The following is a 25889-nucleotide window of genomic DNA, read 5'->3' on the forward strand; positions in this document are numbered from 1 at the left end:
TTTTATGTAACCACAAATAACACAGCTTGGCACAGATTTTTATTATTACTTCATCTGTAGCTAAAATATATTCCTCCATAATATTATATATGATTCAGGTTTAGTGAATATCAAATTCGGTTAAACCTGTGAGAAGTATTTTTTGCAAAATTATAGATTATTTTGTATAAAATAAAAAGGTTAAATAAACTATCTTTGCAAACTGAAATGAAAAAACTAGTCATTATCCCCACTTATAACGAAAAGGAAAATATTGAAAATATTATTTCCGCAGTTTTTGCATTGGAAGATGACTTTCATATTTTAGTGGTGGATGACTCTTCTCCGGATGGTACTGCCGAGGTGGTAAAAGAACTTCAGAAAAGGTTTTCCCATCATCTGCATTTGTCTGTAAGGCGTATAAAGGACGGTTTGGGAAAAGCATATATCCATGGATTTAAATGGGCCATCGAAAATAAATATGATTACATTTTTGAAATGGATGCCGATTTTTCTCACAATCCGAATGACCTGCCTAAGCTTTATGAAGCCTGTCTTCATGCAGATATGGCGATTGGATCCCGTTATTCCAAAGGGGTAAATGTGGTCAACTGGCCCATGGGAAGAGTGTTGCTTTCTTATTTTGCCTCAAAATATGTGAGATTTATCCTGGGACTTTCAATTCATGATACTACAGCCGGCTTCGTTTGCTTTTCCCGAAAAGTATTGGAAGATATAGGCTTGGAGAATGTGAAACTAAAAGGATATGGGTTTCAGATAGAGATGAAATTCAGGGCTTATAAAAAAGGCTTTAAAATTGTAGAAGTTCCTATTATATTTACCAATAGAATTTTAGGAGAAAGCAAAATGAACGGTGGCATCATTCATGAAGCTGTATTTGGTGTTTTAAACTTAAAGTGGAAATCAATTATCAACAGATTATGAAGCAACGCATGACCAATTCTTCTCATACAGAGGGAAATTTACATGTGAAGCTCCATCAGATCGTTAAAAAATATAAAAATAAGCTGATGAAAAAGCTGATGTTTATTTTCGTTTTGTTAAGCATGTTTTCATGCAACGATTATATCGATAAGCCTAAAAACCTGGTCGATAAAGATTTGATGGCTGAAATTCTGGTAGATCTTACGATCAATGACCAGGCAACTTTTATGTATCAGAACAGTAATTTAGAGGCAGGTACAAGATTCATTCTTAAGTCTCATAAGGTAAAACCCAATGATTTTGTTGAAAGTTTTAAATATTATGTGATCAAAGACGAGATGCAGGATATTGCCAATAATGCTCAGGAGATTTTATTGAAAAAAGATCCGAAAGCAGATAAATATATAAAAGATAAGCAGAAGAATAGTGGAATTCCACCTATCATGAAGTAGTGATGGTATTGGAATCCCTATTTGATAAAATTATGAATTACTGACCCGATCAGTTAAAAGTATACTAATGAAATTTTTTAATATAGAAAAAACCTCCGAAGGAAAGGCCAGAGCAGGAGAAATTACCACAGATCATGGGAAAATACAGACGCCCATTTTTATGCCTGTGGGAACAGTAGCGAGTGTAAAGACAGTTCATCAGAGAGAATTAAAAGAAGACATTAAGGCCCAGATTATTCTGGGAAATACCTATCACCTGTATCTTCGTCCGGGTATGGAAACAATGCAGGCTGCAGGAGGGCTGCATAAATTCATGAACTGGGATCTTCCTATTCTTACAGATTCAGGAGGTTTTCAGGTATTTTCATTGGCGAGCAACAGAAAAATGACGGAAGAGGGAGCGAGATTTAAATCTCATATTGACGGAAGTTATCATATGTTCTCACCGGAAAGATCAATGGAGATCCAAAGACAGATCGGAGCCGATATTTTTATGGCTTTTGATGAATGTACTCCTTATCCTTGTGAGTATAATCAAGCCAAATTATCAATGGAGCTTACCCATCGCTGGTTAAAAAGATGTATAGAGTGGACCAATGATAATCCTGAATTATACGGACATAAACAAAGGCTTTTTCCTATTGTACAGGGATCTACCTATTCAGATTTAAGAAAAATTTCTGCTGAAGTTATTTCAGAAGCCGGAGCAGAAGGTAATGCTATTGGAGGTCTTTCTGTAGGAGAGCCCGAAGAGGAAATGTACCGGATTACAGATGAAGTTACGGATATTCTTCCAAAAGAAAAACCAAGATACCTGATGGGAGTGGGAACTCCCTGGAATATCCTCGAATCTATTGGATTAGGAATTGATATGATGGATTGCGTAATGCCTACAAGAAATGCAAGAAATGCAATGCTTTTCACATGGCAGGGTATAATGAACCTTAAAAATGAAAAGTGGAAACAGGACTTTTCTCCTTTAGACGAGTTTGGTACAAGCTTCGTAGACAGGGAATATTCAAAAGCGTATCTTCGTCACTTATTTGTATCCAAAGAATATTTAGCAAAACAGATTGCTTCTATCCATAATCTGGCATTTTACCTTGATTTGGTTAAAGTAGCGAGAGAGCACATCCTTGCAGGAGATTTTTATGAGTGGAAAAACTCTGTAGTTCCGGTTCTCAGACAAAGACTGTAGAAGACTATGCTTAAAATAATAGACAGATATATCATCAAAAAATATCTTGGAACCTTTAGTTTCATGCTGATACTGCTGTCTATAGTAGTACTCGTTATTGATGTTCAGCAAAAGATTCCAAGGATAGAAAATGCAAAAGCTATTGATGCCAAGCTGGATCTGGTGTACTTCCTTATTCATTTTTATCCTTTCTGGATTATTAATCTTGTGGTAACATTTCTCTCTATTCTGGTGTTTATTACAGTGATTTATTTTACATCCAGAATGGCCAATAATACGGAAATTGTAGCCATTATAAGCAGTGGTGCCAGTTTTCACCGGTTTGCAAAACCTTATCTTTATACTTCCATTCTGATTGCCTTGATGTCTCTGGTGGTCAATCATTTGGTTCTTCCTTGGGCCAATATCAAGAAAAACGAACTGGAGGCATATACCTATAATGCTGCCAATAAGGAAAAGATTTTAGGAACAGCCCCGGCATCTTCACAGCTTAGTAAAACGGAGTATATTTTTGTTGCTTCATGGAATAAAAGGGATAAAAGAGGGTCCAGTTTTATATATCAGAAGTATGATAAAGACAGAAGAATGGTTTATGAGCTGAAAGCCAGTGAGGTATATTGGGATCTTACCAAGAAGCAGTTTGTGCTGAACAATTATCTTGAAAAAACCATTAATAAAGACAATACCGAAAAACTGGGTAATGGAATAGAGCTAAGGAAAAACTATGGGCATTCCCCGGAAGAGCTTTTCCCTAATGAGCTTTTAGGACAGAATAAAACTACACCGGAGCTTTTAAAATTTATTGATAGAGAAAAAGCCAGAGGAAACAGTAACCTGAATTCTTATCTGAATGAGCTGTATCAAAGGACTTCTATGCCTGTTTCTATCATTATCCTGACTTTTTTAGCGCTTTCATTATCCTCGCAGAAGAAAAGAGGAGGGCTTGGAGTTAACCTTGCGATTGGGATCTCATTAGCATTCCTTTTTGTGTTTTCATTTGAAGCTTTAAAGGTGGTTTCTGAGAATAAAAGCCTGCCGCCGGCTTTGGCGATGTGGCTTCCGAACCTGGTATTCCTTCCGCTTACTCTTTATTTATATATCAAAAGAGCCAATCAGTAAAGGAGCTTTACTTCTTTGTGGTAAAAAGAGCGTAATCCGTTTTCCAGTTCTATCCAAAGTTCACCTTTTTCATCAGCATGACGGATAATGCCATTTTGGCGTTCTTTTTCAATTTCAAAAACCGAGATTTCATCTTTCCGGAACAGATTTGCATTGAACAGGTCCAGAATTTCCTGGTCAGAAGGAATATTTTTCAGTTTTTCAGATACATATTCATGAAGGTTTACCGCTACATTTTCGAGATCAAATAGCTGTCCTGTTTGCGTGAGAAGGGATCCTGCATTGGATATCTCGTCAAATTTCTCCTGAAGGATATTAATTCCGGCTCCGATAATGAAATAATTATTTTGATTAATTTTTTTCTTTTCAATCAAAATTCCAACGATTTTTTTACCTTTAAGGATAATATCATTCGGCCACTTTATTCTGATGTCATGATCAGCCAATTTGGCCAGGAAATCCCTGATAATAATTGCGGTATAATAATTGAATATAAAGTCAGAGCACAAGATGCTCTGAGACTTCACTGCCAGCGTATAAGCCAGGTTTTTTCCGGCAGTTTGAGTCCATACATTTCCATACTGACCGCGGCCTTTCGTTTGGTTAAAAGTATGAAGTCCTATAAAATCTAAATTTTCATAAAGTAAAAACTTGGATATTTCGTCATTAGTAGAAGAACATTCTTTCAGGTAGAAGAGTTGGCTCATTTAAGAAAACTTTAAGACATTAAAGGGGTAAAAGTAAGGGTAAAGTAAAGAAAAAACAATAAATTTGCAGATTATAGTATTTTTTTAATGAATAAAACAGCAGAAAAACAAGCATTATTAGATAAAATCGTTGAAGCTATCCAGGATGTAAAGGGAGAAGATATCATGATCTTCGATCTTTCAAACATTGAAAACTCCGTAGCAGAGACGTTCGTAATATGTAGTGGAAACTCAAATACACAGGTATCTGCATTGGCAGGAAGTGTAGAGAAGAAAGTAAGAAACGAACTTCAAGATAGACCTTGGCACGTAGAAGGTACGGAAAATGCAATGTGGATACTTGTAGATTATGTTTCAGTGGTAGTTCATATATTTCAAAAAGATGTACGCGAGTACTATGACATAGAAGAACTTTGGGGTGACGCAGTCATTACCAAAATAGAAAATGAATTTTAAAATTTTAAAAAGTATAAATGAATAATAAAGGATTCAACTGGTTCTTTCCTATTGCAATCATAGCTCTTTTGCTATTTTTCGGCTCCAATTTTTTAGGAGGAGATAGTGCAAAATCTATTGATGAAGATGGTTTCTTTAGAGAAATGCAGGCGGGGAAAGTCCAGAATGTAATTATATACAAAGACACAGAGAAAGCAGACGTTTTTCTTACAAAAGCAGCAAAAGCAGCAACGGTAACTAAATCTGCCAATGAAAGTAACCCACTTTCGGCGTTGGAAATGGCTCCTAAAGCAGATTTTTCTGTAAAATATGGAGATCTCCAGCTTTTCCTTCAGAAATTTGATCAGGTTAAAGCAACAAACCCAGCTATTAAAACGACAAAAGATTACGGAGCAGGTAAAAACCCGTTCATGGATATCTTAGTGTCTGCATTGATCTGGATTGCGATCTTAGGATTATTTTACTTCCTTCTTTTCAGAAAGATGGGAGGTGGCGGAGGCCCTGGCGGACAAATTTTCTCCATCGGGAAATCTAAAGCAAAACTGTTTGACGAAAAAGAAAGAATTCAGGTAACATTTAAAGATGTTGCAGGATTGGAAGGAGCTAAAGAAGAAGTTCAGGAGGTTGTAGACTTCTTGAAGAACTCTGAAAAGTATACCAAACTGGGAGGTAAAATCCCTAAAGGTGTTCTTTTGGTAGGCCCTCCGGGAACCGGTAAAACATTATTGGCAAAAGCTGTTGCCGGTGAAGCTAAAGTTCCGTTCTTCTCGCTTTCAGGTTCTGATTTCGTAGAAATGTTTGTGGGAGTAGGTGCTTCAAGAGTAAGAGACCTTTTTGCCCAGGCAAAGGCAAAATCTCCGGCGATTATCTTTATTGATGAGATTGATGCCATCGGACGTGCCAGAGGAAAAAATAATTTCTCAGGAGGTAACGATGAAAGAGAAAATACCCTGAACCAGCTTCTTACAGAAATGGATGGTTTCGGAACAGATGTGAATGTAATTGTAATGGCAGCGACCAACAGAGCGGATATCCTTGATAAAGCTTTGATGAGAGCCGGACGTTTCGACCGTTCTATCTATGTAGACCTTCCTGAATTGCATGAGAGAAGAGAGATCTTTGATGTTCATTTGAAAAAAATCAAACTGGATGACAATGTAGACAGAGACTTCCTGGCAAAACAAACTCCTGGATTCAGTGGGGCGGATATTGCCAATGTTTGTAATGAAGCCGCTCTTATTGCAGCAAGATACAATCATACCTCTGTTACAAAACAGGATTTCCTTGATGCGGTAGACAGAATCATCGGAGGTCTTGAAAAGAAAAATATGGCAATTAAGCCTTCTGAAAAGAAAAGAGTGGCTTATCATGAAGCGGGTCATGCTACCATCTCATGGTTGGTAGAACATGCTTCTCCACTTTTAAAGGTAACGATTGTCCCAAGAGGACGTTCTTTAGGGGCAGCATGGTATCTTCCGGAAGAAAGGCAGCTTACCACTACGGAACAGATGCTGGATGAGATGTGTGCTACATTAGGAGGTAGAGCAGCAGAGCAAGTAATCTTTAACAATATTTCTACCGGGGCACTATCAGATTTGGAAACAGTGACGAAAAGAGCTCAGGCAATGGTTACAGTTTACGGATTAAGCCCGAATATTGGTAATATTTCTTACTATGACAGTTCAGGGCAGTCTGAATATTCTTTTGGAAAACCTTATTCTGAAGATACGGCTACGAAAATTGATGCTGAAATCAAAATGATTATCGAAAATCAGTATGAAAGAGCTGTAAGAATTCTTACAGAAAATAAAGATAAGCTTGATGCCTTAGCCAATAAGCTTTTAGAAAAAGAAGTTATTTTCCGTGAAGATTTGGAAGACATATTTGGAAAGAGAGCATGGGATCCTGAACTGACAGAGAAACCTGTGACCAATACAATTCCGGAGAAAGACAAACAGGAAATATTGGATATTCCTCAAATAAAAGAGAAGGAAGAAGAGAGCGAAATACAGGCTCCGGAAACTCCGACACAACTTTAAAGATCTTTAAAATAAGATAAATATAACCTGACAATTTTAAAATTGTCAGGTTTTTTCATATTTAAGGAGATATTTTAGAATCTATTGTAATTAATTTTCTATTTTTGTATAAAGTTGACTAAAAATAGATTAAGTTGAATTTATTCAAGAGAATTGTAAGCAAACTTACCAACCAGCCTGAAGAAGAGGACAAACAGAGTCTGGAGAAGCTTGGGGACTCGCTGAAAAATGCGGATCTCGACTATAAGTTTGCGCAATTATTTACGCATTCGGGGGGATTTTTTAATTATTGTGCAGATGAAGCGGAGGCTCTACAAACTTTAAATCAAATTATTAAGATAGAAGGTATTGATAGCCTGTTCTGTTGGGATAAAGAACTTCAGAACTTTTTGAACGTTGTGAGGTCTTCTTACACATCAGAATTACAGCCATCCAACAACGCTGCATTTATCACTTGTGAATATCTGATTGCCTATGACGGAAGAATTATGCTTTCACACAATAATATCCTTCACTACCATTCTTCAAGGTTGCCAGATAAGATTATTATCATTGCCAATGTTTCACAGATTGTGAACAACCTTAATGATGCAATGGGAAAAATAAAAAGGAACGGAAATATCAAGAACCTTACTTCCATTAGTGGAGGGCAGTCAAAATTAGACGGTTCTTCTTCCTCCAGTCCTAAACTGTTTCTATTACTGCTTGAAGACTAAGCACGCAATTCTAAATTTTAAATTTTGGACAAAAACCTTATTCAAAGAACGATCTCAGGTATTGCTTATGTAGCTATAATCATTCTTTGTACCACTCCGATTGGAGCACAATTGATCAACAATATTTCCCCGGGACTTATTAAACAGCAATACCTTTACCATGGGCTGATCAGCCTTTTATTGGTGGTGGGATCATGGGAATGTATTAAAGTTATGAAGTTTGGAAAAGGATATGAGAAATGGGTGGTATTTCCACTGGTCATTTTTATATTTTATATTTTTTCCAAGCGGTATTTCAATCATGATTTCTTTTTTGATTTCAGGTTGAGTGAAATACTGGCCCTTGCTTTAATTGGGATTGCTGTAGTCACTCTATTTAAATATCCTAACGAATTATACTACGATAGCGGAAAACTGATTTTTACAGTCATTTACGTAGCTTTACCGTTTAGTTTTGCATTGGGGCTGCCTAAGTTCTCCAGCTATAACGATACGTTCTCTCTGGAGGTTCTTTTTCTGTTTGTCCTGATCTGGAGCAGTGATACCTTTGCGTACCTTGTAGGAAAATTCTTTGGAAAACATAAAATGGCTCCTAAAATTTCTCCTAAAAAAACCTGGGAAGGTTATGCTGGAGGCGTAGTTTTAACATTGGTTTTATCATACTTCATAGAACAGTATCAGCCGGAACTTAGAGGAAACTGGATGGTAGTCGGGTTTTTAGTGGCTGCTTTCGCTCCTTTAGGTGATCTGGTAGAAAGCCAATTGAAAAGAAATTTCGGGGTAAAAGACAGTGGAAACATCATTCCCGGGCATGGAGGAGTATTAGATAGGCTGGATAGTTTCATAATCTGTGTTCCTGTCGTATATTTGTACTTTATTTTAGAAAAATTTATTTAGTCTCATGAAATTACATAGAGAATCAAAAGGAACGATTACCGTAGCAACCCTGCTTTTTATTGTATTGGGCGTGTTAGCGATTTACTTTCTTAAAATCTGGTCGTTAGTGATCATTATGCCTTTATTGGTTATTTACTGTCTTGTATTCTGGTTTTTCAGAGTTCCGGACCGCAGTATCCTTGACCATAAAGAAAATGTAATAGCTCCGGTGGACGGAAAAGTAGTAATGATTAAAGAAGTGGAAGAAAGCGAATTCCTGAATGGAAAAGCAATCCAGGTTTCTATTTTCATGTCTCCTCTTAATGTTCACATCTGCAGATATCCGGTAACGGGGAAAGTGATCTACAAAAAATACCACCCAGGAAAATATCTGGTAGCATGGCATGAAAAGTCTTCTACAGAAAATGAAAGAACTACCGTTGCTGTGGAAACGCTGACGCATCATAAAGTAGTCTTCAGACAGATTGCAGGATATGTGGCAAGAAGGATTGTTTTCTACTGTAATGAAGGAGATCAGGCAAAAGCAGGACACGAGTTCGGATTTATTAAATTCGGTTCCAGAATGGATGTATTCCTGCCGTTGGATACTGAGATTACTTGTAAGATCGGAGATATAACAACAGGAGGGTTGGATGTAATTGCCAAATTAAAACATTAAGATTTACAATAAATCATATAAATGAGACCGTTCGAAAGAGAACGGTCTTTTTTATTTTTAAGCACAAATACCACGAATGGATGTACAAATGTCATAAAAAACGGGACAGCTTTCCATCTTTCTTTTTATATCAAGCGTTTTGTAATCTTTCTTATCTGATGTATTGTTTAATCTCATCCAGCAGGCTCAATATAAATTCCAGGGGTAAGTCCTCTTCCACGTCAATTAGAAGGATTTTAAACTTCTTTCTGCCATCCTGAGTAAGTTCGGGATAATCCAGTTTATCCCCATGATAAAAACTGATATAATGTTTCTTATATTTCTTGCTGTAGTAGAAATAGCACAGCATCTTCTTCTTGTATTTGATAAAAGGAAGTCCAAAGCTGAAAGTCTCAGTAATGTTTTCCGTATCCGATGCTAATATTTTTTCACGCAAAAATAAAAGAGTACTTCTTTCAGGCTCTTCGATTCTGTAGAAATACTCTTGTATAGGGTTCATTTTAAATTACTTAAAATAGTTAGTCGAAGTTTTGAAGCTCCACAAGCTTATTGTACATTCCTTTTCTGGCAATCAGTTCATGGTGGGTTCCCTGTTCTACGATATCACCTTTTTCCATAACTACAATCCAGTCAGCTTTTTGGATCGTTGAAAGCCGGTGGGCGATAATAAGGGAAGTTCTGTTTTCCATCATTTTTTCCAGGGCATCCTGTACGAATCTTTCAGATTCCGTATCCAGCGCAGAAGTGGCTTCATCTAGGATCATGATCGGTGGGTTTTTCAGAACAGCCCTTGCAATAGAGACCCTTTGTTTCTGTCCTCCGGAAAGCTTACCGCCATCATCTCCGATATTTGAATCATATCCTTCAGGAAGTCTTGTGATAAATGCGTCTGCATTGGCAATTTTTGCTGCGGCAATAACTTCTTCTTTTGTAGCATCAGGCTTACCCATCAGGATATTATTGTAAACGGAATCATTGAATAATACAGATTCCTGCGTTACCATGCCTAAAAGCTTGCGATATTCCTGTAATTTTAAATTTTTAATATTGGTTCCGTCAATCATGATTTCTCCTTCAGAAACATCGTAGAATCTTGCTAAAAGATTGGCAATTGTTGTTTTGCCGCTTCCACTTTGCCCAACCAGAGCGACCGTTTTTCCTTTTGGGATAGAAAGTGAGAAGTTTTTAAGAATCGTATGATCTTTATCGTAGAAAAAACCAATATTATTAAACTCGATTGAATTATTTAATGTTGATATAGAAACAGGATTTGCTATTTCGTCAATTTTCACATCAGCATCAAGAATTGCTAGAACTCTTTCAAGGGAAGCTTCTCCCTTCTGCACATTCGAAATTGACTGAGATAAACTTTTCACAGGAGGTAAAATCTGGAAAAAAATACCCAGGAAAACCAAGAAATCCGCAGGTGAAATACTTTGCTCTACAATGATTTGTTTCCCACCGTACCAAGCGATAATTAAGAAAGTAACCGAACCTAAAAATTCGCTCATGGGAGATGCCAATTCTTTTTTTCTTCCTAAGCTTATAGAGCTGTTAATCCATTTCTGCATTGACTGCATAAAACGATTGTCCATTATTTTTTCTGCACTGAAAATCTTAATCACCTTTGTAGACTTTAATGTTTCGTCTACAATCGAGAAAATATTTCCCATCTCATTTTGAGCTTGATGAGAGTCTTTTTTCAGGCTTTTTCCTATTAAAGCAATCATAGTCCCCATTACAGGTAATACTAGAAGTGAAAAAAGAGTCATTTCTGTACTTAAAAAGAAAAGAGTAACCAGTGTGCTTATCAGCATAAAAGGTGCATTGATTAATTCAACTAAACTTCCCAAAATATTACCTTCAACTTCACCCACATCATTTGACATACGAGACATCAGATCTCCCTTTCTGCTTTCTGTAAAAAAGGAAACAGGCAAAGAAAGAATCTTTCTGTACATTGCTCCACGAAGGTCTTTAGTAACGCCTACGCGATAATTGATCAATAAAAATGAACCTAAATATCTGAAAAGGTTTCTCAGTAAAAACATAAAAGCCGTTATCACACAAAGCCAAGCCAAAACGTTAAGTGCACCATGCTCTGTTACTAAACTCTGAACATAATAATTGGCATATTCTTTTGCGTAAGAGAAAAAATCTAAAATTTCTCCTGAATAAACAGGTGCTTTGCTGTATTTTTTAGCCTCAATGGTTCCGAAAAGCATCCCCAAAACAGGTAAGATAGTTCCCAGGGAAGCAATCTGAAAAACAGAGTACATAAGGTTGAAAAATAAACTTCCGTAGATGTATTTTTGGTGAGGTCTTGCGAACTTCAGTATTTTAATATATTGGTTCATTCAATGAAAAAATTGGATAGCAAAATTACGTAAAATTAAAAGATAAGACGTTCTTAATCCTATTTTACTTTATCTTATATGTTTCAAAAAATACCTTTTTGTTACACCAGGGAAATGTTCTCTTTTATTTTTGAAACAAAATAAGGGGGATAATACTATGGAAGTATTGAAAAGAAATGACGGTATGATAAAAAATAAACCGCCATTACGACGGTTTTATTGCTGTTAAGATTAGTTAAATTTAACCTGGTCATTATATTTCGGAGTGAAATTCTTAGGATTTAACTGGTCTAATGTTTTTCCGAAGTTATTGATGATCTGTGTCATATTATTAAAATCAACAATGTTAATATCATCATTTTCATGATGATAGTGTGATGCTTTAGTCATGTCAACCGTTGAAAATGAATGGGCAATAATTTTCTTTTTTACAAAGCTCACATTATCTGAACGGTAAAAAAGCTGTTCTTCCGCATAAGGGTCTGGCTTTATTGCCAATCCATTTATGGCATTTTTATTGAAAAGTTCATCTAAGTCTGAGAAGCTGTCACCGGTCATATATAATGCATTTTTCCCCCATTGAGATTCGGTGGCTACCATTTCAAAATTGAAAAGAGCGGTCATTTTATGATAGATCTTATCCAGATTTTTATCTTCAGAAATTGCTGTGGAACCGAGCATTCCTTTTTCTTCTCCGTTAAAGGCCATGAAAACCATTGAAAACTGAGGTTTTTTATTTTTAAAATAATCGGCAATACCTACCAAAGTTGTAATTCCACTGGCATCATCATCAGCTCCGTTATAAATATTATCGCCACTTTTATTGCTGGTTCCAATATGATCAAAGTGTCCGGAAAACCCTAAATACTGATCTGATGTTCCTTTTTTAACCCCACATACATTATATGCTTTTTGGCCTTTGTATTGAAAAGGAATCAGGTAAGAGTTTCCTGTGCAGTATTCAAGATTATTCTCTTTGAAAAGTGCGGCAATATAGTTGGCTGCATTTTCATTTTCAGGAGTTCCTATTTCACGTCCTTTCATTTCGTCTGATGCAAGAGTAGAAAGGATGGTTTTCACTCTTTCCTGTGAAACTTCCTGTGCAAAAGTACATATAGAGAACACTGATAGAGCAAGATAGGTTAGCTTTTTCATTATTTTTTTTATTAATATTATTATGATCTGTCGTACATTTAAGTGAAATGTTGCATGAGATTACATCAATAAAGATAATTAATTTGTAGAAATTGTTTTATAAGAGGCAGAACCTGGTTCTGATAAAAAAAACAGCTCCTAAAAAGAAGCTGTTCTCACTCAAAAAATCGTTGTAAGGTTACCGAAGTCTGTCTACAGATTTCACGAGCCTCTCATCTTTACGGATGTATACATTTGCAATAAGCAAACAGATCACCGCGATTAATGGGAAAATCGGCTCAATACCCTTCTCAGGAAATTGAATTCCTCCGGATAAGCTTAGCAGCCAGTACGCCAATACACCAATCAACAAAACGTTTATAATGATGCTGACAGAATTCAGCAAAATTTGTCTTTTTCTGTTTTTAAAACTGAAAATACTTAATGCTCCGGCTAAAACCAGCAGGATACACCCTATAGTAAGCACCGGAATATTGTTCAAAATAACAACATCCTGTCCTGTAATGAAAAGAAAAACAGCAGATAAAACTGCCAGTAACGTCCATATGGTTTGTATTCTCTGTAGCATTGAATATTAAATTCTTGGCAAAAATAACATAAATTTTGCACAATTCAAAAATAAGTGTAGATTTGCATTATACAATGTACTTGAAAACCAAAGTCACCGGACTTACTTTTCTTACTCACAATTAATTACATTTTTACATTAAGTATGTTTAACATAGAAACGTTAAGGTCAAAATCCGTAACGGAACTGACGAAAATCTTAAAGGATTTAGGCGTTAAAGTTGCAAGAAATAGCAATGAGAATGATAAAATCTTTGCAGTTCTTGACTTTCAGGCTTCCAACCCTAAAGTTGCAAAAGATTATTTCAACGCCACAGAAACCAGTCCAAATACGGAAGAGGCCACAGCAGATAAACCTGTAAAAGCCCCGGCAAAAAAAGCTGCTCCAAGGAAAACGGTAGCAAAGCCAAAAGTGAATGCCAAAACTCCGGTTGAACCGAAAGTGGAGCAAAAGGCAGAGGAAACGGTTCCTGTTTCTGAAGAAATAAAACCCGAAGAACCTAAACCCGAAGCAGTGGTAGCCGCAGCAACAGAAGAAGTGACTGCTGCATCACAAGCTAAAAAGAAAAGAAAAAGGGTTTCTGGAAATACAGGTGATACAGAAGTATCTCAGGAAAGAACAGAAGCTCCTAAAAATACAGAATCTCCATCTCAGGAGCCTGCCCAGGCAGAAGAGAAGCCTAAGAATCCTCAGCAACAGGCTAACAGATCCCCAAAAGGACACAACCATCCGCAGAACAGCGGAAATCAACATAGAAATCAGCATCAGCAACAAAATCAACAACAACAGCACCAACACCAGAATCAGAATCAAAACAGACATTCTGAAAAGGCGGAGGAACAGACTGACCATAAGAAAGAATTTCATTTCGACGGTATGGTAAGTATTGAGGGGGTTTTAGAGATACTGCCTGATAACTATGGATTCCTTCGTTCTTCAGATTTCAGCTATATTTCTTCACCTGATGATGTGTATGTTTCTACAGCACAGATCAGAAACTTCGGTTTAAAAACCGGAGATACCGTGAAAGGAATTGTAAGACTTCCGAAAGAAGGGGAAAAATATTTTTCTTTACTAAAACCTACGGAAGTAAACGGACGCGATCTTGCTTTTATCAAAGACCGGGTTGCCTTTGAATATCTTACACCACTTTTCCCACAAGAGAAATTTAATCTTGCAGGGAGCGAATCTACCATTTCAACAAGAATTGTAGATTTATTTGCACCTATCGGAAAAGGACAGAGAGCAATGATTGTTGCGCAGCCTAAAACTGGTAAGACCATGTTGCTTAAAGATATTGCCAATTCTATTGCAGCGAATCACCCGGAAGTATACATGATGGTTCTTTTGATTGATGAACGTCCTGAGGAGGTTACTGATATGGAAAGAAGCGTGAATGCAGAAGTAATTGCTTCTACATTTGATGAAGCGGCTGAAAAGCATGTAAAGGTAGCTAACCTTGTTCTTGCAAAAGCTCAGAGAATGGTAGAATGTGGGCATGACGTTGTTATCCTGCTGGATTCTATCACAAGGCTGGCAAGAGCATATAATACCGTGACTCCGGCTTCAGGTAAAGTTCTTTCCGGGGGAGTTGATGCGAATGCACTTCACAAACCGAAAAGATTCTTTGGAGCAGCGAGAAAAATTGAAGGAGGAGGTTCTTTAACGATTATTGCTACAGCACTTATTGATACCGGTTCCAAAATGGATGAAGTGATCTTTGAAGAATTCAAAGGTACCGGAAACATGGAGCTTCAACTGGACAGAAAAATTGCTAACAGAAGAATTTATCCGGCTATTGACTTGATTTCTTCAAGTACACGTAGGGATGATCTTCTTCTTGACGAGGTTACCTCTCAGAGAATGTGGATCTTTAGAAAATATCTTTCTGAAATGAATCCTATAGAAGCTATGGAATTTGTAAATAAAAACATCAAAGGAACTCTTAATAATGAGGAATTCCTGATGTCTATGAATAAATAAATTTAATTATTGTTAAATAGAAAAAGCATGGATCCTGTTTTAGGATTCGTGCTTTTTCATTTTTAGGAGGGTAATAAGTACATGCGGGTATTTTATTTTAAACTTTAATTCATTCTAAATCAATATATCAATGTTAAAGATTTATTAAAGTAATCCCCAAACCTTGATAATACCTTAAATATTGGCTAATTTTGGATATAACATTAAAAATAAAGATTATGTCATTTGAATTACCAAAACTAGGATATGCATACGATGCATTAGAGCCAACTATTGATGCAAAAACTATGGAGATCCATTATACAAAACATCACCAGGCGTATATTGACAACTTAAATAAAGCAATTGAAGGAACTGAGCTGGCAGGGAAAACTATCGAGGAAATCTGTAAAACAGGAACTGATAAACCGGCAGTAAGAAACAATGGTGGAGGACACTTCAACCATTCTTTATTCTGGACTATTTTAACTCCTGGAGGAAGTAAAGAACCTGTAGGAAACGTAAAAACTGCTATTGAAAACTATGGCGGTTTAGAGAAATTCAAAACTGATTTTTCTGATGCTGCTAAAACAAGATTCGGTTCAGGATGGGCTTGGCTAGTGAAAAATGCTGACGGTTCTGTATCTGTTTCTTCTACTCCAAACCAGGATAACCCGTTAATGCCTGTTGCAGACGTTAAAGGAACTCCGGTTTTAGGATTAGATGTTTGGGAGCATGCTTATTATTTAAACTACCAAAACAGAAGACCTGATTATGTTTCTGCTTTCTTCGATGTAGTAAACTGGGATAAAGTAGAGGAGTTATTCAACAAATAATTTTCAGCTATTATAAACAAAAGGTTCAGAAATTTCTGAACCTTTTTTGTTGTGTATTATTTTAAGATAACGGTTTTACTCACCTGCCTCTTTTCAAGATTTATTTTTAAGAAATAATTACCTTTTAAAAGATTCTGAACATGGGCTTCAGAAGTATTTCCTTTCAGTACCATCTTTCCGGAAAGGTCATACATTTCCCATGAAAGAAGTTTTTCGTTGCCTGTACTTATTTTAAAATACCCTGAGGCAGGATTGGGATGGATTTTAATCTCTGCCGTTAATATTTGAGTTTCAGAGGTCCTCATTGAATTTACAGGAGGGATTTTGGTAAACGTATTGTTTTCTTCGCAGGGGCCGATATATGCATGAAATATTCCAACATCCTGGCCAGTAGCGTAGAAGCCTGGCAATAGATGAACCTGATATCCCGCTCTATAAGTAACTTCAAGGTTAGGATAAATCTGTGAGCTCGCATAGATTCCTCCGCTTGCCTGAAAAGTTTGAGACGTAACTACCTTTTCATTGATGTACATTTCTTCAAAACATGGGCTGTTACAGTTTTTAAATGAAACATCGGGACCAGGAGGATTGGTGTAGTTGGCCGAAACTTCCGGCTGGTTAATTCCTCCCATATTATAAACCATTCTTACCCTAAAGTTGAACTCTGTATTAGAGGTCATTCCTGAGGGGTAAAAGGAGTAACTACTTACATAAAAACTGAAGCTGTTAGTATTTGGAAAGTTGGGAGAAATTAAGGTCGTTACAAGATTTCCTGTGCTTGCTTCTAAGATGTCTAGCTTAATGCCGGCTCCGGGCATTTGAAACGTTGCATTGGGAGGAAGCTGATAATTACCCGTGATATACATAGGGTCTTCGGGACATCCTGTTTGGTTTCGGGGATGAAGATTGATTGTTCCAACAGTAGGAATATTGCAGTTAGGAGGCAGCCCGCAGAAATCATCAAAATAACCATATCCGTAATGGCCGCTGTTTCCACAGTTTGACATAATAATTTCCAGTGTTACAAACTGCCCCATATATTGTGAAGTATCAATGTTTTCACATCTCCACCCTGAGTATAAAATATTGTTTGCCGGATTATAATTGAAAAGAGGATTGGAGACTCCGTCAACGGTTCTTTGGTATACTATATTTCCACTGCTGTTTTTAAGTCTTACCTGATAATAGGGATATCTCGTATCGTTTGTGTGGCCTCCGTCTGCAGGATTTTGGAAAAATAAAGCATAGGCATAGCTGATGCTCCTCTCATTAACAATAAACTGCCTTCTTAGCAATGAGGCTCTTCTGGACAACACACTGGTAGGCTGGTTGAGCCTAATGGCATATTTTCCGGAATATACCCTGGGAATACTTGGAATGTTGGGATCTGCAGAACTGGTATCTACTAATGTAACGTTGGAGTTGGGCGCAGGGTTGACCACAGTGGTCGGTGTAAGGGTGTATTGTGCCCAGGTAGACTGATCATATACATCACTGGCAAATCCATAGCCTGCTGTAGAGCCGCCATTATCTTCAAAACCTCCATTGGTACACTGCTGAAGAACCTGTGCGAAATACAGGCTTACTTTTTCAGGATTTCTTTTGAAATATTCATTTCTTAGCTTTTGCCGCTTTGCCGTATTAAGTGCAGTGTTGTAGTCTGAGACAGAAAGAGGCTGTCCGGTTTCTTTATTTGTAGTATCTGTAGCGTTGATGACTTCTGTAAAATCAAATGTATTGATATTCTGAGTGATAAAGTTTTCAATTTCTATTTCAGTAAGAGTTACTTTATCAAGCCTTTTCTTCTCATCTTTCAGATAAGTTTCCTCATAACTTTGTGCGGTAATCTGAATTACAGCCAGGCACAAGGTTAATAGTATTAGAATTTTTTTCATAAATAATACTGTATAGGTTATTTTTTAGCTTGTTCTAAAGCCTCGATTCTTTTTTGCTGTTCCTTAATCAGCTTATTCTGTTCAATCGTATAAAGAGTAAGTTCTTCAATTTTCTGCAACAGTAAATTGGACATTTCCCCTATATTCAGTCCTTTTTCCTGTATTTCTTTTGCCGATGGAATATTCGGAAGGTGGTTGTTTTCCTTGGTGAATTTTTCTACATCTTCAAGAGTAGGCATTGTATATTCCGGTTGTAAGCTGGAAGCTCCTGTGTAATATTTCTGGAATACATAATCAGCAGGCACGTTAAGATCCACTTTTACCTCTTCAGCATGGATCTTTCCTTTTACAGTTAACTTGGCATCCGGATTTAAGGAACCCATTCCAATATTTCCATTGTCGTGAAGGAATAGTGGAGCATCACAGATTCCTGTTGAGCAGGGAGAAATAGCATCATACCTCATAAAAGCTAATCCTTTTGCCCATTGATTTCCTTTCCATATTGCCCATTCTTTTACAGTTCCCTGCTGAGTGTAAGAATCATCAATAAACCTTAAGCCAGTGGGAATATACCCACCGTTTCCTCTTATTATGGGAATATTTCCATTAGCATTAATATCTAATGACCCTTGGGGAGTTGAAATGTTAATTCCAACATTTGTATTCGTGGAAGCAGACAGTGTTCCCGGAACATAAAGCTGAGCGCTTAGCAGGCATACGGATAGCACAGACAGTGCTGAAAACATTTTCTTCATGAGTTAAATTAGTTTTATAGGTTATTAGTTCACTGAAAATCAAAATTCAGTGATATACAAATATAATTAAATCTTATGATGAATTTCTAGATAATTTATTAATTTTATTCTGGTATTATAGATAATATGCTGTGTAATGAATGGTTTAAATAATAAAGGTCCAGAAATTTCTGAACCTTTATTATTTTATTGGATGTTATTATCTTATTGCATCACTTCCGGACAGGCCATTCATTTTGAGGCCGTATTTCCAATTTACGTATGCAAAGACCTGATACAGTTTATATTCAAATTTTATCCCGTAGTTTTCCCGTGGATCATAATCTATTCCTGATTCTATAACATTTCTGTATTTGCCGGTGTTGTAATAACTATTCCATTCATTGACCAGGAATGTATTCTTATTTTTCAGATAAGATTCTGAATACTGATTCATAGGTTTGGCAATAGCATTCAAAAAATAATCAAACTGGGTATCTATGACAACAATATCCCACTCTCCATCTTCATTTTTAGAAGGTTTCATTTCTGCATGTTCTTTATTATTTTTAGGTGTATTCTGAGAATAGCAACTGTATGGAAGAATGGCCATAAGCAGCAGTAAAACAAAATTTTTCATGATTCAATTATTTATACTAAAAAAGCACTCCAATAAGAGTGCCTTTCTATATTTATTTTTTAATATATTCTTTCTGAACTACAGAAACCGCAGGGAAGTGGTCACTGTATCCACCTGTGAACCGGTCTCCATCCCAGGAACGTAATGGATATCCTTTCCATTGTCCTTCCTTGTTTACAAGATAAGGCGGAGCATAGATCTCTGCTTTATAGATGGTATAGGTAGGCGTTATTTTTTCCGGTGAGTAAAGATTTCTTGAAACGATAATCTGATCAAATAAGTTCGGAGCATCTCTGTATGCCAGTGAAGCAACGCCAGCTTTATATAATTTATACATCAGGTTGTAATAAGGAGTCTTATCTGATAACTCACCTGGATCACCTACGGCAGCTAAGTGTTTTTTCAAACTCGGGCTTACAGGGTCGTCGTTGTAATCACCCATTGAGAATAGCTTTATTCCCGGATTTTCAGCAGCTATTTTATCCATTTCACTTTTCAGGACAGTGGCAGCTGTATTTCTTTTGGCAAGAGAAATTGCCTCACCACCCCTTCTGGACGGCCAGTGGTTCATAAAGAGACCTACTTTTTCTCCATCCAGTAATCCAATAGCGATAACAATATCTCTGGTATATTCTCTTCTCCCGTTTTCATCGTAAATTTTGATCTCTTTTTTATAAGAATCCAATACGGAAAATCTTCCTTTTTGATAAATAATGGCTACATCAATTCCTCTGGAATCATAAGAATTAAAATGAACAATCCCATAATTGCTTTTTGCCAAAGCTGGCTGTTTGATTAAATCTTCAATGACCTGTCTGTTTTCAACCTCTATTAATCCACAGATTGCAGGGTTGTCATTGGTGTATTGTCTTCCCAGTTCCGAAATCACCTTAGCCTCATTAGCCAGTTTCTGATTATAATATTTTGTTCCCCATCTTTTAGGGCTGTTGGCTGTAAAGTCTTCAGATAAAAACTGTTTTCTGATCACTTTTTTTCCAATCAACAGATCATCGCTCCATTCTCCTTTATAATCTTCCGTTGTTTCAAGAAACTTTAAAGAATCTACAGGTACACTTCTGTGAAATTTAGGATTAGAAAGAGGAAGAGTTCCATCAATATAATCTGCAGAAGGAATGGTATCCCAAAGGTTTTCTACGTTCAGGAAGGCAATAGCTGCTCTTTTGACCTGCTTTTGTTGTGAAAAAGCAGAACTGAAGCAAAACAGAGCGGCGATGATTAAATATTTTTTCATATTCTTAGTATATTCAAAAAAACTGAGGGGGTAAAATTACTAATTTTATATAAGAATAAAGACTAAAATAATTTGAGTTCAGTTTAATAAGAAATTAAGGATTAGGTTGAAAGCCAAAGCTGGAGCTAAGAAAAGCTATTATTTTACCTTTCCCGGCTTCCGGATTTCTTATATTATATACGAAAAAAGGCCTTCATTTTTAAGATAAGTTTAACTATAAGAATATTATTATTCTATTTTTTGTAATCGATGGAAATTAGCATATATTTTTATGATAATACCGGGGCGTTAAGAAAATTTAATAGAATAAACAGCTAAAACTGTTTGACTTAATGAAAATAGTTCTAAATTTGTTGCCCCTTAAATAAAGAAGGAGTTAAAAATAAGTTTATTATGATTAAAAAACTATCCCTAATCTCTTTATTTACTTTAATGCCTGCATCTTTTTATTTTGCGCAAACCACTGTATATGCGTATGTTAAAGATCAGGATGGTAAGCCTTTGGAGAAAGCAGAAGTAGATCTGGCACAATCCGTTGACGATGTGACTGCGGATAAAATTGGATACTTCCAGTTTGTGGATTTAAAACCTGGACACTATCTTATTACAGTGGCAAAACCAAACTTTGAGTCAAAAATCTTAGAGTTTGATGTAGCTGAAAATGAGAAGAGAAAAGACTTAGGTGTTATTACACTTAATTACACTTTGGGATCAGATGCAGGAGTAATAGTCATTGATGACTCTGCAAGTGATTCTGAAGACGGGGGCTCATCTATGCAGCCTACTGTAGGACTTTTAAGCTCAGGAAGAGATGCTTTTCAGAATGTTTCTGCTTTTGAACTCGGTGCTTACTGGTTCAGACCAAGAGGGGTAGACAACAGATTTGAAGATGTTCTTTTTAACGGTGTATCCATGTCTAAGAATGATGACGGAAGAATAGACTTCAACAATTGGGGAGGGATGAATGATGTGACGAGATATCCTTATGAGAATGTAGACAATATTACTCCTTCAGAATATACCTTTGGTAATTTAGGTGGGGTAGTATATTATAATACCAGAGCTTCCAGCTATAGAAAACAAACTTCATTAGCCTATTCATTTACGAACAGAAGTTACCTGCACAGAGCCATGGCTACCTATTCATCAGGTCTTACTAAAAACGGATGGGCTGTAACTGTTTCTGCAAGCAGAAGATGGGGAGACAGGGCAATTATTGATGGTGTTTATCAGGATGCCTATGCTTATTTTGCATCTATTGAGAAAAAATTCACGGATAGACACTCCATTAATTTAACAGCCTTTGGGTCTCCTACGTACAGGGCTTCCAACGCTCCGAATACTCAGGAAGTATACGACCTGATGGGTAAAAATTATAATTCGTACTGGGGATGGCAGGATGGAGAGAAAAGAAACTCCAGAATCAGAAATGTTTTTGAGCCTATGTTCATCTTAACAGATTACCTGAAAGTGGGTAAAAACTCTAACTGGACAAACACCGTATCTTATCAGTTTGGTAGCGATGCGAGAAGCAGATTAGACTGGTTCCACGCTCCAGACCCAAATCCTACTTATTACAGAAAACTGCCAAGTTACGGACTTCTTTCTGCTGATGAATTCAGACAGCAGTCACAAATAGACTGGAATTCTCTTTATAATGCCAACCGTCTTAACCTTGTTGATGGTGAAGGAAAGCCAAGAGGAGCTGTTTATACTATTGTAGAAGATGTTAATAAAGATAAAACATTCAACTTTTCATCTCATTTTGATACAAGGCTGAAAGATAACTGGAAATTGAATGTAAACTTCAACTATCAGAATTTAAAATCTGATAACTTCAGAAGAGTTAAAGATTTATTAGGAGCTAATTTTGCCAGTAATCTCAATGCATTCAACGGTGATACAAGATATGATGCAGATAATGCTAATGCAGAAGTAAGAGAAGGAGACAGAACTCAATATTCTTACGAGCTGACAAGAAATCATTATTCACTGAACATTTCTTCTGAAATAGATTTCAATAAATGGAATGTAGTGGCTTCTGTATTCTCTTCTTATTCTGAAGCATACAGAGAAGGACACTTCAGAAGTGGAATTGCCAGATTCAGAGACAATTCCAAAGGTAAAAGTACAGTATATGATGCTTTGGATGCCGGGGTTAAAGGGAAGATTACCTATAAAATTAACGGTAAGAACTTTATCGTTTACAACGGGGCATTCTTTAGCTTAGCACCTACGCTTAATGAAATCTATATCAACCCTAGGATGGTGGATTACCAAACTCCGGGAGTTACCAACCAGATGATCAATTCTAATGATCTGAGCTACGTAATGAGAGGACAGATTTTAAAATTGAGACTATCAGGTTATTTAACAACGATTCAAAACGCCACGGAGATTTCAAGATATTATGCTGACGTAAACGACGGTACCCTGGGAAATTCTTTCAGTACTTTGGTTAATGAAGCGATGAGCGGAGTTAATAAAAGATACATGGGGCTTGAATTAGGTTTCGATGTTAAGATTACACCTACCTTAAATGCAGTAGGGGTAGCCAGTGTAGGAGAATACAAATACACCAACAATCCTGAAGTGTCCACTTTTGATGACTTAAACGGGTTCAGAGGAACAGACGTTTGGGGTAAAGCTAATGTTAAAGGATATAAAGTAGCCGGAACACCTCAAAAAGCATTCTCTTTCGGATTAAAATATAACTCTCCGAAATACTGGTGGGTAGGAGCGTCTGCAAACTACCTGATGGATCAGTATCTTGATTTCTCAGCGTTGAACAAGACTCCTTATATGTATACGGATCAACAAACTAATGATCCTTTTGCCGGAGTAACTCCTGAACTGATTGAGCTTATTACCAAACAGAAAAAATTCGATAACCAGTTTATGCTGAATGCCAATGCCGGCAAATCTTTCCAGTTTGGAAAATACAGAATGGGAATCAGTGTTTCTGTAAATAATATCCTGAACAACAGGAATTATGTGACCGGAGGATTTGAACAAGGACGAAATGTAAACTTTAGTGATGCACTTGCTGATGCGCAGAGAGAAACTCCTTATTTCGGACCAAAACTTTGGTATGACAGAGGAATAACTTTCTTTACTAATGTTTATTTAAGATTCTAAAACGACTACAATGAAAAAATATAACTCAATTTTAAAATATATTTTTATCACAGCAGCTTCCTTGTTCATAACGACAGGATGTGTGCATGATGATAAATACGACCAACCCAATCTTGACGGGTATGACTGTGCCGACAAAAATGGGATTATAATGCCTTTTGCCGACGTTAAAGCTAAGTTTCAGAATAATGTAACCTATGTTTTCCCGGAAGATACCACACCCAATAATGAGGAAGATGATTTATATATGGTAGGGTATGTTTCTTCTACGGATGAAACAGGAAATATTTATAAGACGATCTACGTTCAGGATGCACTGGAAAATCCTACACAGGGGTTTACCGTGAGTGTAGATGCAGTAAGTACTTATACCAAGTATCCTCAGGGATCAAAAGTATATATCAAGCTTAACGGCCTTGCTGTAGGTGCTTATGGAAACCTTGTACAGCTTGGTATGAAAACAGGGGCGGAAACCACTCCTTCGTCTGTATCAAGAATTCCTGAAAAACTTGTTGGAAAGCATATCTTCAGATCTTGTGCTCCAAAAGGAAAGATTGTACCGAAAATAATGAAACTGGCTGACATGGTTCCTGCCAATGACCAATATTTCGGATGTCTTATTCAGGTAAATGATGTAGAATTTGATGCGAGAGCTTTATGTACTACGTATGCACCCAATGGAGTAACGGTAGATAAAACAATAGGTGAAGGATGGACAGCTGGAAAATATGCAAAAACTGCGGTGGTAAGAAACAGTGGATATGCTGCATTTGCAGGTCAGCTTCTTCCTTCTGGTAATGGTAAATTTGTTGGGATTTACAGTAAATTCCAATCTGGAAATACACCTACTTATCAATTATATGTAAACAAGTCGGAAGATCTTGATATGAAGAAGTTCCCACGTTTAGACGGTCTTACAGAAGGACCATGTGACTTTAATCCAGGTTCACTTACCGCTAAAACAGTGGCTGATGTGAAACAGTTGGCTGCAGGCACTACAAACTGGGTACAGATCACTTCAGATTCTTACCTTAAAGCTCAGGTGGTAGCTAATGATGAAACAGGAAACCTTTATAAGTATATGTATGTAGAAGATGCTACAGGAGGAATCAGAATAAACATGAACAAAACGAACCTGTATCTTGACAGCAGATTCAGATTAGGTAAAGATGTGAATATCAAACTTAAAAACCTGTATGTAAGAAGTGTAAACGGAGAAGTTCAGTTAGGGGCTTTATTCAATAATGATACACAGTTCGGACAGATAGAGGAAATAAATATGTATAAATATTTCTTCGACAGCAATACCGCTTCAAGACCGGTGGTACCTACCGAAAAAACAATTTCTCAGTTAACAGCCGGTGATGTAGGAAGATGGATTAAAATTAAAGATCTTCAGTTTGTTGATGGAGACCTGGGAAGAACACTAACTGATGGAAGTGCCGTAACAAGCAGAACGCTTCAGGATTGTTCAGGAAATACTGTTGTCCTGAGAACAAGCGGACAGGCAAAATTTGGTACTGTTGCTCCGGGAGGTTACGAAGTAAAAGGAGGAAAAGGTGATGCATACGCTATTTTAAGTATCTATAATGGAACCTATCAGTTGTGGATCACTAAACTGGCGAATATTGACTTTGATGCACCAAGATGTGACGGAAGCGTATATACGCCACTTCCGGTTGTGTACAGTGATGATTTTGCAGCAGGTGGATTCAGTTCAGACTGGACGGTAAAGAATGTGACGGGTCCTCAGGTTTGGCAGACATCTAACCAAGGAAACGGACAGAATTACTACGCAATGATGAATGGTAATGCCGGAGGTGCCGGAAATAATATTGTGAATGAAGACTGGTTGGTTTCCAAAGCGGTGAGCCTGGTTGGAAAAACTAAAGCTGCAGTAAGCTTTTCAACAGACGTAAGATACGCAGGAAATGCATTACAGGTGTATGCTACAGATAACTATACCGGCGATCCTGCAACCACAACGTGGACTTTGTTACCGGCTACTTTAGATACCAACGCCAATGCATTCGGCGACTGGGTTGGGTCTGGTAACGTAAACTTAAGCGCTTTCCTAGGGAAAAACGTAAGAATTGCATTTAAGTATACTTCTACTACTGCTGCCGCAGCAACATGGGAAGTAGATGATTTCAAGATAAAAGCACAATAATCATTGCTTATGATAT

At 36.9% G+C, this 25889-nt stretch carries 22 protein-coding genes; 13 read left to right on the forward strand and 9 right to left on the reverse strand.

Going from position 1 to position 25889, the window contains the following annotated elements:
* The first annotated feature begins 207 nt into the window (after positions 1-207).
* From MP477_RS10130 to MP477_RS10145, 4 genes are all read left to right on the forward strand, one after another.
* Positions 208-924 (forward strand): polyprenol monophosphomannose synthase, encoded by a 717-nt coding sequence (locus tag MP477_RS10130; RefSeq protein ID WP_230033708.1) that lies wholly within the window; start codon positions 208-210, stop codon positions 922-924.
* Positions 921-1376: a DUF4296 domain-containing protein gene (locus tag MP477_RS10135; RefSeq protein ID WP_230033710.1), complete on the forward strand. Its 456-nt coding sequence runs from the start codon at positions 921-923 to the stop codon at positions 1374-1376. The genes MP477_RS10130 and MP477_RS10135 overlap by 4 nt, the downstream gene beginning before the upstream one ends.
* A 67-nt stretch (positions 1377-1443) precedes the next feature.
* Positions 1444-2574 carry a tRNA guanosine(34) transglycosylase Tgt gene (tgt, locus tag MP477_RS10140; protein WP_257190332.1) on the forward strand — a complete coding sequence of 377 codons (1131 nt, stop codon included), beginning with the start codon at positions 1444-1446 and terminating at the stop codon, positions 2572-2574.
* Positions 2575-2580: 6 nt separating this feature from the next.
* Positions 2581-3693, forward strand: coding sequence for an LptF/LptG family permease (locus MP477_RS10145; protein ID WP_257190333.1), 1113 nt, complete (start codon positions 2581-2583; stop codon positions 3691-3693).
* Here MP477_RS10145 and MP477_RS10150 read toward each other — a convergent pair.
* Positions 3687-4400, reverse strand: coding sequence for a biotin--[acetyl-CoA-carboxylase] ligase (locus MP477_RS10150; RefSeq protein ID WP_257190334.1), 714 nt, complete (start codon positions 4398-4400; stop codon positions 3687-3689). The genes MP477_RS10145 and MP477_RS10150 overlap by 7 nt on opposite strands.
* Before the next feature lie 87 nt (positions 4401-4487).
* On the opposite strand from MP477_RS10150, the gene rsfS reads away from it, so the two are divergent.
* From rsfS to MP477_RS10175, 5 genes are all read left to right on the forward strand, one after another.
* On the forward strand, positions 4488-4856 hold the full coding sequence (rsfS, locus tag MP477_RS10155) for a ribosome silencing factor (protein ID WP_230033733.1): 369 nt from the start codon (positions 4488-4490) through the stop codon (positions 4854-4856).
* Between the two features lie 17 nt (positions 4857-4873).
* Complete coding sequence (ftsH, locus tag MP477_RS10160; protein WP_257190335.1) at positions 4874-6895, forward strand: ATP-dependent zinc metalloprotease FtsH; 2022 nt, start codon at positions 4874-4876, stop codon at positions 6893-6895.
* A 134-nt stretch (positions 6896-7029) separates the two neighbouring features.
* Positions 7030-7611, forward strand: a complete 582-nt coding sequence (locus MP477_RS10165) for an LUD domain-containing protein (RefSeq protein WP_209800513.1) — start codon at positions 7030-7032, stop codon at positions 7609-7611.
* A 24-nt stretch (positions 7612-7635) separates the two neighbouring features.
* On the forward strand, positions 7636-8508 hold the full coding sequence (locus MP477_RS10170) for a phosphatidate cytidylyltransferase (RefSeq protein ID WP_257190336.1): 873 nt from the start codon (positions 7636-7638) through the stop codon (positions 8506-8508).
* A 4-nt stretch (positions 8509-8512) separates the two neighbouring features.
* Positions 8513-9166 (forward strand): phosphatidylserine decarboxylase family protein, encoded by a 654-nt coding sequence (locus tag MP477_RS10175; RefSeq protein ID WP_257190337.1) that lies wholly within the window; start codon positions 8513-8515, stop codon positions 9164-9166.
* Between the two features lie 151 nt (positions 9167-9317).
* On the opposite strand, the gene MP477_RS10180 is transcribed toward MP477_RS10175, so the two are convergent.
* From MP477_RS10180 to MP477_RS10195, 4 genes are all read right to left on the reverse strand, one after another.
* Positions 9318-9665 (reverse strand): DUF1801 domain-containing protein, encoded by a 348-nt coding sequence (locus MP477_RS10180; protein WP_257190338.1) that lies wholly within the window; start codon positions 9663-9665, stop codon positions 9318-9320.
* Between the two features lie 19 nt (positions 9666-9684).
* Positions 9685-11523, reverse strand: a complete 1839-nt coding sequence (locus MP477_RS10185; RefSeq protein WP_230033751.1) for an ABC transporter ATP-binding protein — start codon at positions 11521-11523, stop codon at positions 9685-9687.
* A 231-nt stretch (positions 11524-11754) separates the two neighbouring features.
* The gene (locus MP477_RS10190) at positions 11755-12678 is read right to left on the reverse strand and encodes a M28 family peptidase (RefSeq protein WP_257190339.1); all 924 of its coding nucleotides are present in this window, start codon (positions 12676-12678) and stop codon (positions 11755-11757) included.
* 178 nt (positions 12679-12856) lie between these two features.
* Positions 12857-13246: a DUF4293 family protein gene (locus MP477_RS10195; RefSeq protein ID WP_230033755.1), complete on the reverse strand. Its 390-nt coding sequence runs from the start codon at positions 13244-13246 to the stop codon at positions 12857-12859.
* Positions 13247-13390: 144 nt separating this feature from the next.
* On the opposite strand from MP477_RS10195, the gene rho reads away from it, so the two are divergent.
* Both rho and MP477_RS10205 read left to right on the forward strand, forming a co-directional pair.
* The gene (gene rho, locus MP477_RS10200) at positions 13391-15229 is read left to right on the forward strand and encodes a transcription termination factor Rho (RefSeq protein WP_257190340.1); all 1839 of its coding nucleotides are present in this window, start codon (positions 13391-13393) and stop codon (positions 15227-15229) included.
* Positions 15230-15447: 218 nt separating this feature from the next.
* On the forward strand, positions 15448-16044 hold the full coding sequence (locus tag MP477_RS10205; protein WP_257190341.1) for a superoxide dismutase: 597 nt from the start codon (positions 15448-15450) through the stop codon (positions 16042-16044).
* Positions 16045-16100: 56 nt separating this feature from the next.
* Here the strand turns inward: MP477_RS10205 and MP477_RS10210 are convergent, their stop codons facing one another.
* The 4 genes from MP477_RS10210 to MP477_RS10225 all read right to left on the reverse strand — a co-directional run bounded on the left by MP477_RS10210 (position 16101) and on the right by MP477_RS10225 (position 20565).
* The gene (locus MP477_RS10210; protein WP_257190342.1) at positions 16101-17939 is read right to left on the reverse strand and encodes a T9SS type A sorting domain-containing protein; all 1839 of its coding nucleotides are present in this window, start codon (positions 17937-17939) and stop codon (positions 16101-16103) included.
* Positions 17940-17956: 17 nt separating this feature from the next.
* Positions 17957-18694: a hypothetical protein gene (locus MP477_RS10215; RefSeq protein ID WP_257190343.1), complete on the reverse strand. Its 738-nt coding sequence runs from the start codon at positions 18692-18694 to the stop codon at positions 17957-17959.
* Between the two features lie 199 nt (positions 18695-18893).
* Positions 18894-19313 carry a DUF6146 family protein gene (locus tag MP477_RS10220; RefSeq protein WP_230033766.1) on the reverse strand — a complete coding sequence of 140 codons (420 nt, stop codon included), beginning with the start codon at positions 19311-19313 and terminating at the stop codon, positions 18894-18896.
* Positions 19314-19365: 52 nt separating this feature from the next.
* Positions 19366-20565, reverse strand: a complete 1200-nt coding sequence (locus tag MP477_RS10225) for an endonuclease (RefSeq protein WP_257190344.1) — start codon at positions 20563-20565, stop codon at positions 19366-19368.
* 393 nt (positions 20566-20958) lie between these two features.
* Between MP477_RS10225 and MP477_RS10230 the strand changes: the two genes are divergently transcribed.
* Complete coding sequence (locus MP477_RS10230) at positions 20959-23703, forward strand: TonB-dependent receptor (protein WP_257190345.1); 2745 nt, start codon at positions 20959-20961, stop codon at positions 23701-23703.
* Between the two features lie 10 nt (positions 23704-23713).
* The gene (locus tag MP477_RS10235; RefSeq protein ID WP_257190346.1) at positions 23714-25873 is read left to right on the forward strand and encodes a DUF5689 domain-containing protein; all 2160 of its coding nucleotides are present in this window, start codon (positions 23714-23716) and stop codon (positions 25871-25873) included.
* The last annotated feature ends 16 nt before the right edge of the window (positions 25874-25889 follow it).

This window comes from Chryseobacterium sp. WG23, assembly GCF_024586575.1.
GTDB lineage: Bacteria > Bacteroidota > Bacteroidia > Flavobacteriales > Weeksellaceae > Chryseobacterium.

What these genes read in the sequence shown, in the direction of transcription:
- MP477_RS10130 (WP_230033708.1), top strand. Translation starts at nt 208, where the DNA reads ATGAAAAAACTAGTCATTATCCCCACTTATAACGAAAAGGAAAATATT.
- MP477_RS10180 (WP_257190338.1), bottom strand. Translation starts at nt 9,665, where the DNA reads ATGAACCCTATACAAGAGTATTTCTACAGAATCGAAGAGCCTGAAAGA.
- MP477_RS10215 (WP_257190343.1), bottom strand. Translation starts at nt 18,694, where the DNA reads ATGAAGAAAATGTTTTCAGCACTGTCTGTGCTATCCGTATGCCTGCTA.
- tgt (WP_257190332.1), top strand. Translation starts at nt 1,444, where the DNA reads ATGAAATTTTTTAATATAGAAAAAACCTCCGAAGGAAAGGCCAGAGCA.
- MP477_RS10205 (WP_257190341.1), top strand. Translation starts at nt 15,448, where the DNA reads ATGTCATTTGAATTACCAAAACTAGGATATGCATACGATGCATTAGAG.
- MP477_RS10145 (WP_257190333.1), top strand. Translation starts at nt 2,581, where the DNA reads ATGCTTAAAATAATAGACAGATATATCATCAAAAAATATCTTGGAACC.
- MP477_RS10135 (WP_230033710.1), top strand. Translation starts at nt 921, where the DNA reads ATGAAGCAACGCATGACCAATTCTTCTCATACAGAGGGAAATTTACAT.
- MP477_RS10235 (WP_257190346.1), top strand. Translation starts at nt 23,714, where the DNA reads ATGAAAAAATATAACTCAATTTTAAAATATATTTTTATCACAGCAGCT.
- MP477_RS10150 (WP_257190334.1), bottom strand. Translation starts at nt 4,400, where the DNA reads ATGAGCCAACTCTTCTACCTGAAAGAATGTTCTTCTACTAATGACGAA.
- rsfS (WP_230033733.1), top strand. Translation starts at nt 4,488, where the DNA reads ATGAATAAAACAGCAGAAAAACAAGCATTATTAGATAAAATCGTTGAA.
- MP477_RS10185 (WP_230033751.1), bottom strand. Translation starts at nt 11,523, where the DNA reads ATGAACCAATATATTAAAATACTGAAGTTCGCAAGACCTCACCAAAAA.
- MP477_RS10195 (WP_230033755.1), bottom strand. Translation starts at nt 13,246, where the DNA reads ATGCTACAGAGAATACAAACCATATGGACGTTACTGGCAGTTTTATCT.
- ftsH (WP_257190335.1), top strand. Translation starts at nt 4,874, where the DNA reads ATGAATAATAAAGGATTCAACTGGTTCTTTCCTATTGCAATCATAGCT.
- MP477_RS10230 (WP_257190345.1), top strand. Translation starts at nt 20,959, where the DNA reads ATGATTAAAAAACTATCCCTAATCTCTTTATTTACTTTAATGCCTGCA.
- MP477_RS10220 (WP_230033766.1), bottom strand. Translation starts at nt 19,313, where the DNA reads ATGAAAAATTTTGTTTTACTGCTGCTTATGGCCATTCTTCCATACAGT.
- MP477_RS10210 (WP_257190342.1), bottom strand. Translation starts at nt 17,939, where the DNA reads ATGAAAAAAATTCTAATACTATTAACCTTGTGCCTGGCTGTAATTCAG.
- MP477_RS10225 (WP_257190344.1), bottom strand. Translation starts at nt 20,565, where the DNA reads ATGAAAAAATATTTAATCATCGCCGCTCTGTTTTGCTTCAGTTCTGCT.
- rho (WP_257190340.1), top strand. Translation starts at nt 13,391, where the DNA reads ATGTTTAACATAGAAACGTTAAGGTCAAAATCCGTAACGGAACTGACG.
- MP477_RS10175 (WP_257190337.1), top strand. Translation starts at nt 8,513, where the DNA reads ATGAAATTACATAGAGAATCAAAAGGAACGATTACCGTAGCAACCCTG.
- MP477_RS10190 (WP_257190339.1), bottom strand. Translation starts at nt 12,678, where the DNA reads ATGAAAAAGCTAACCTATCTTGCTCTATCAGTGTTCTCTATATGTACT.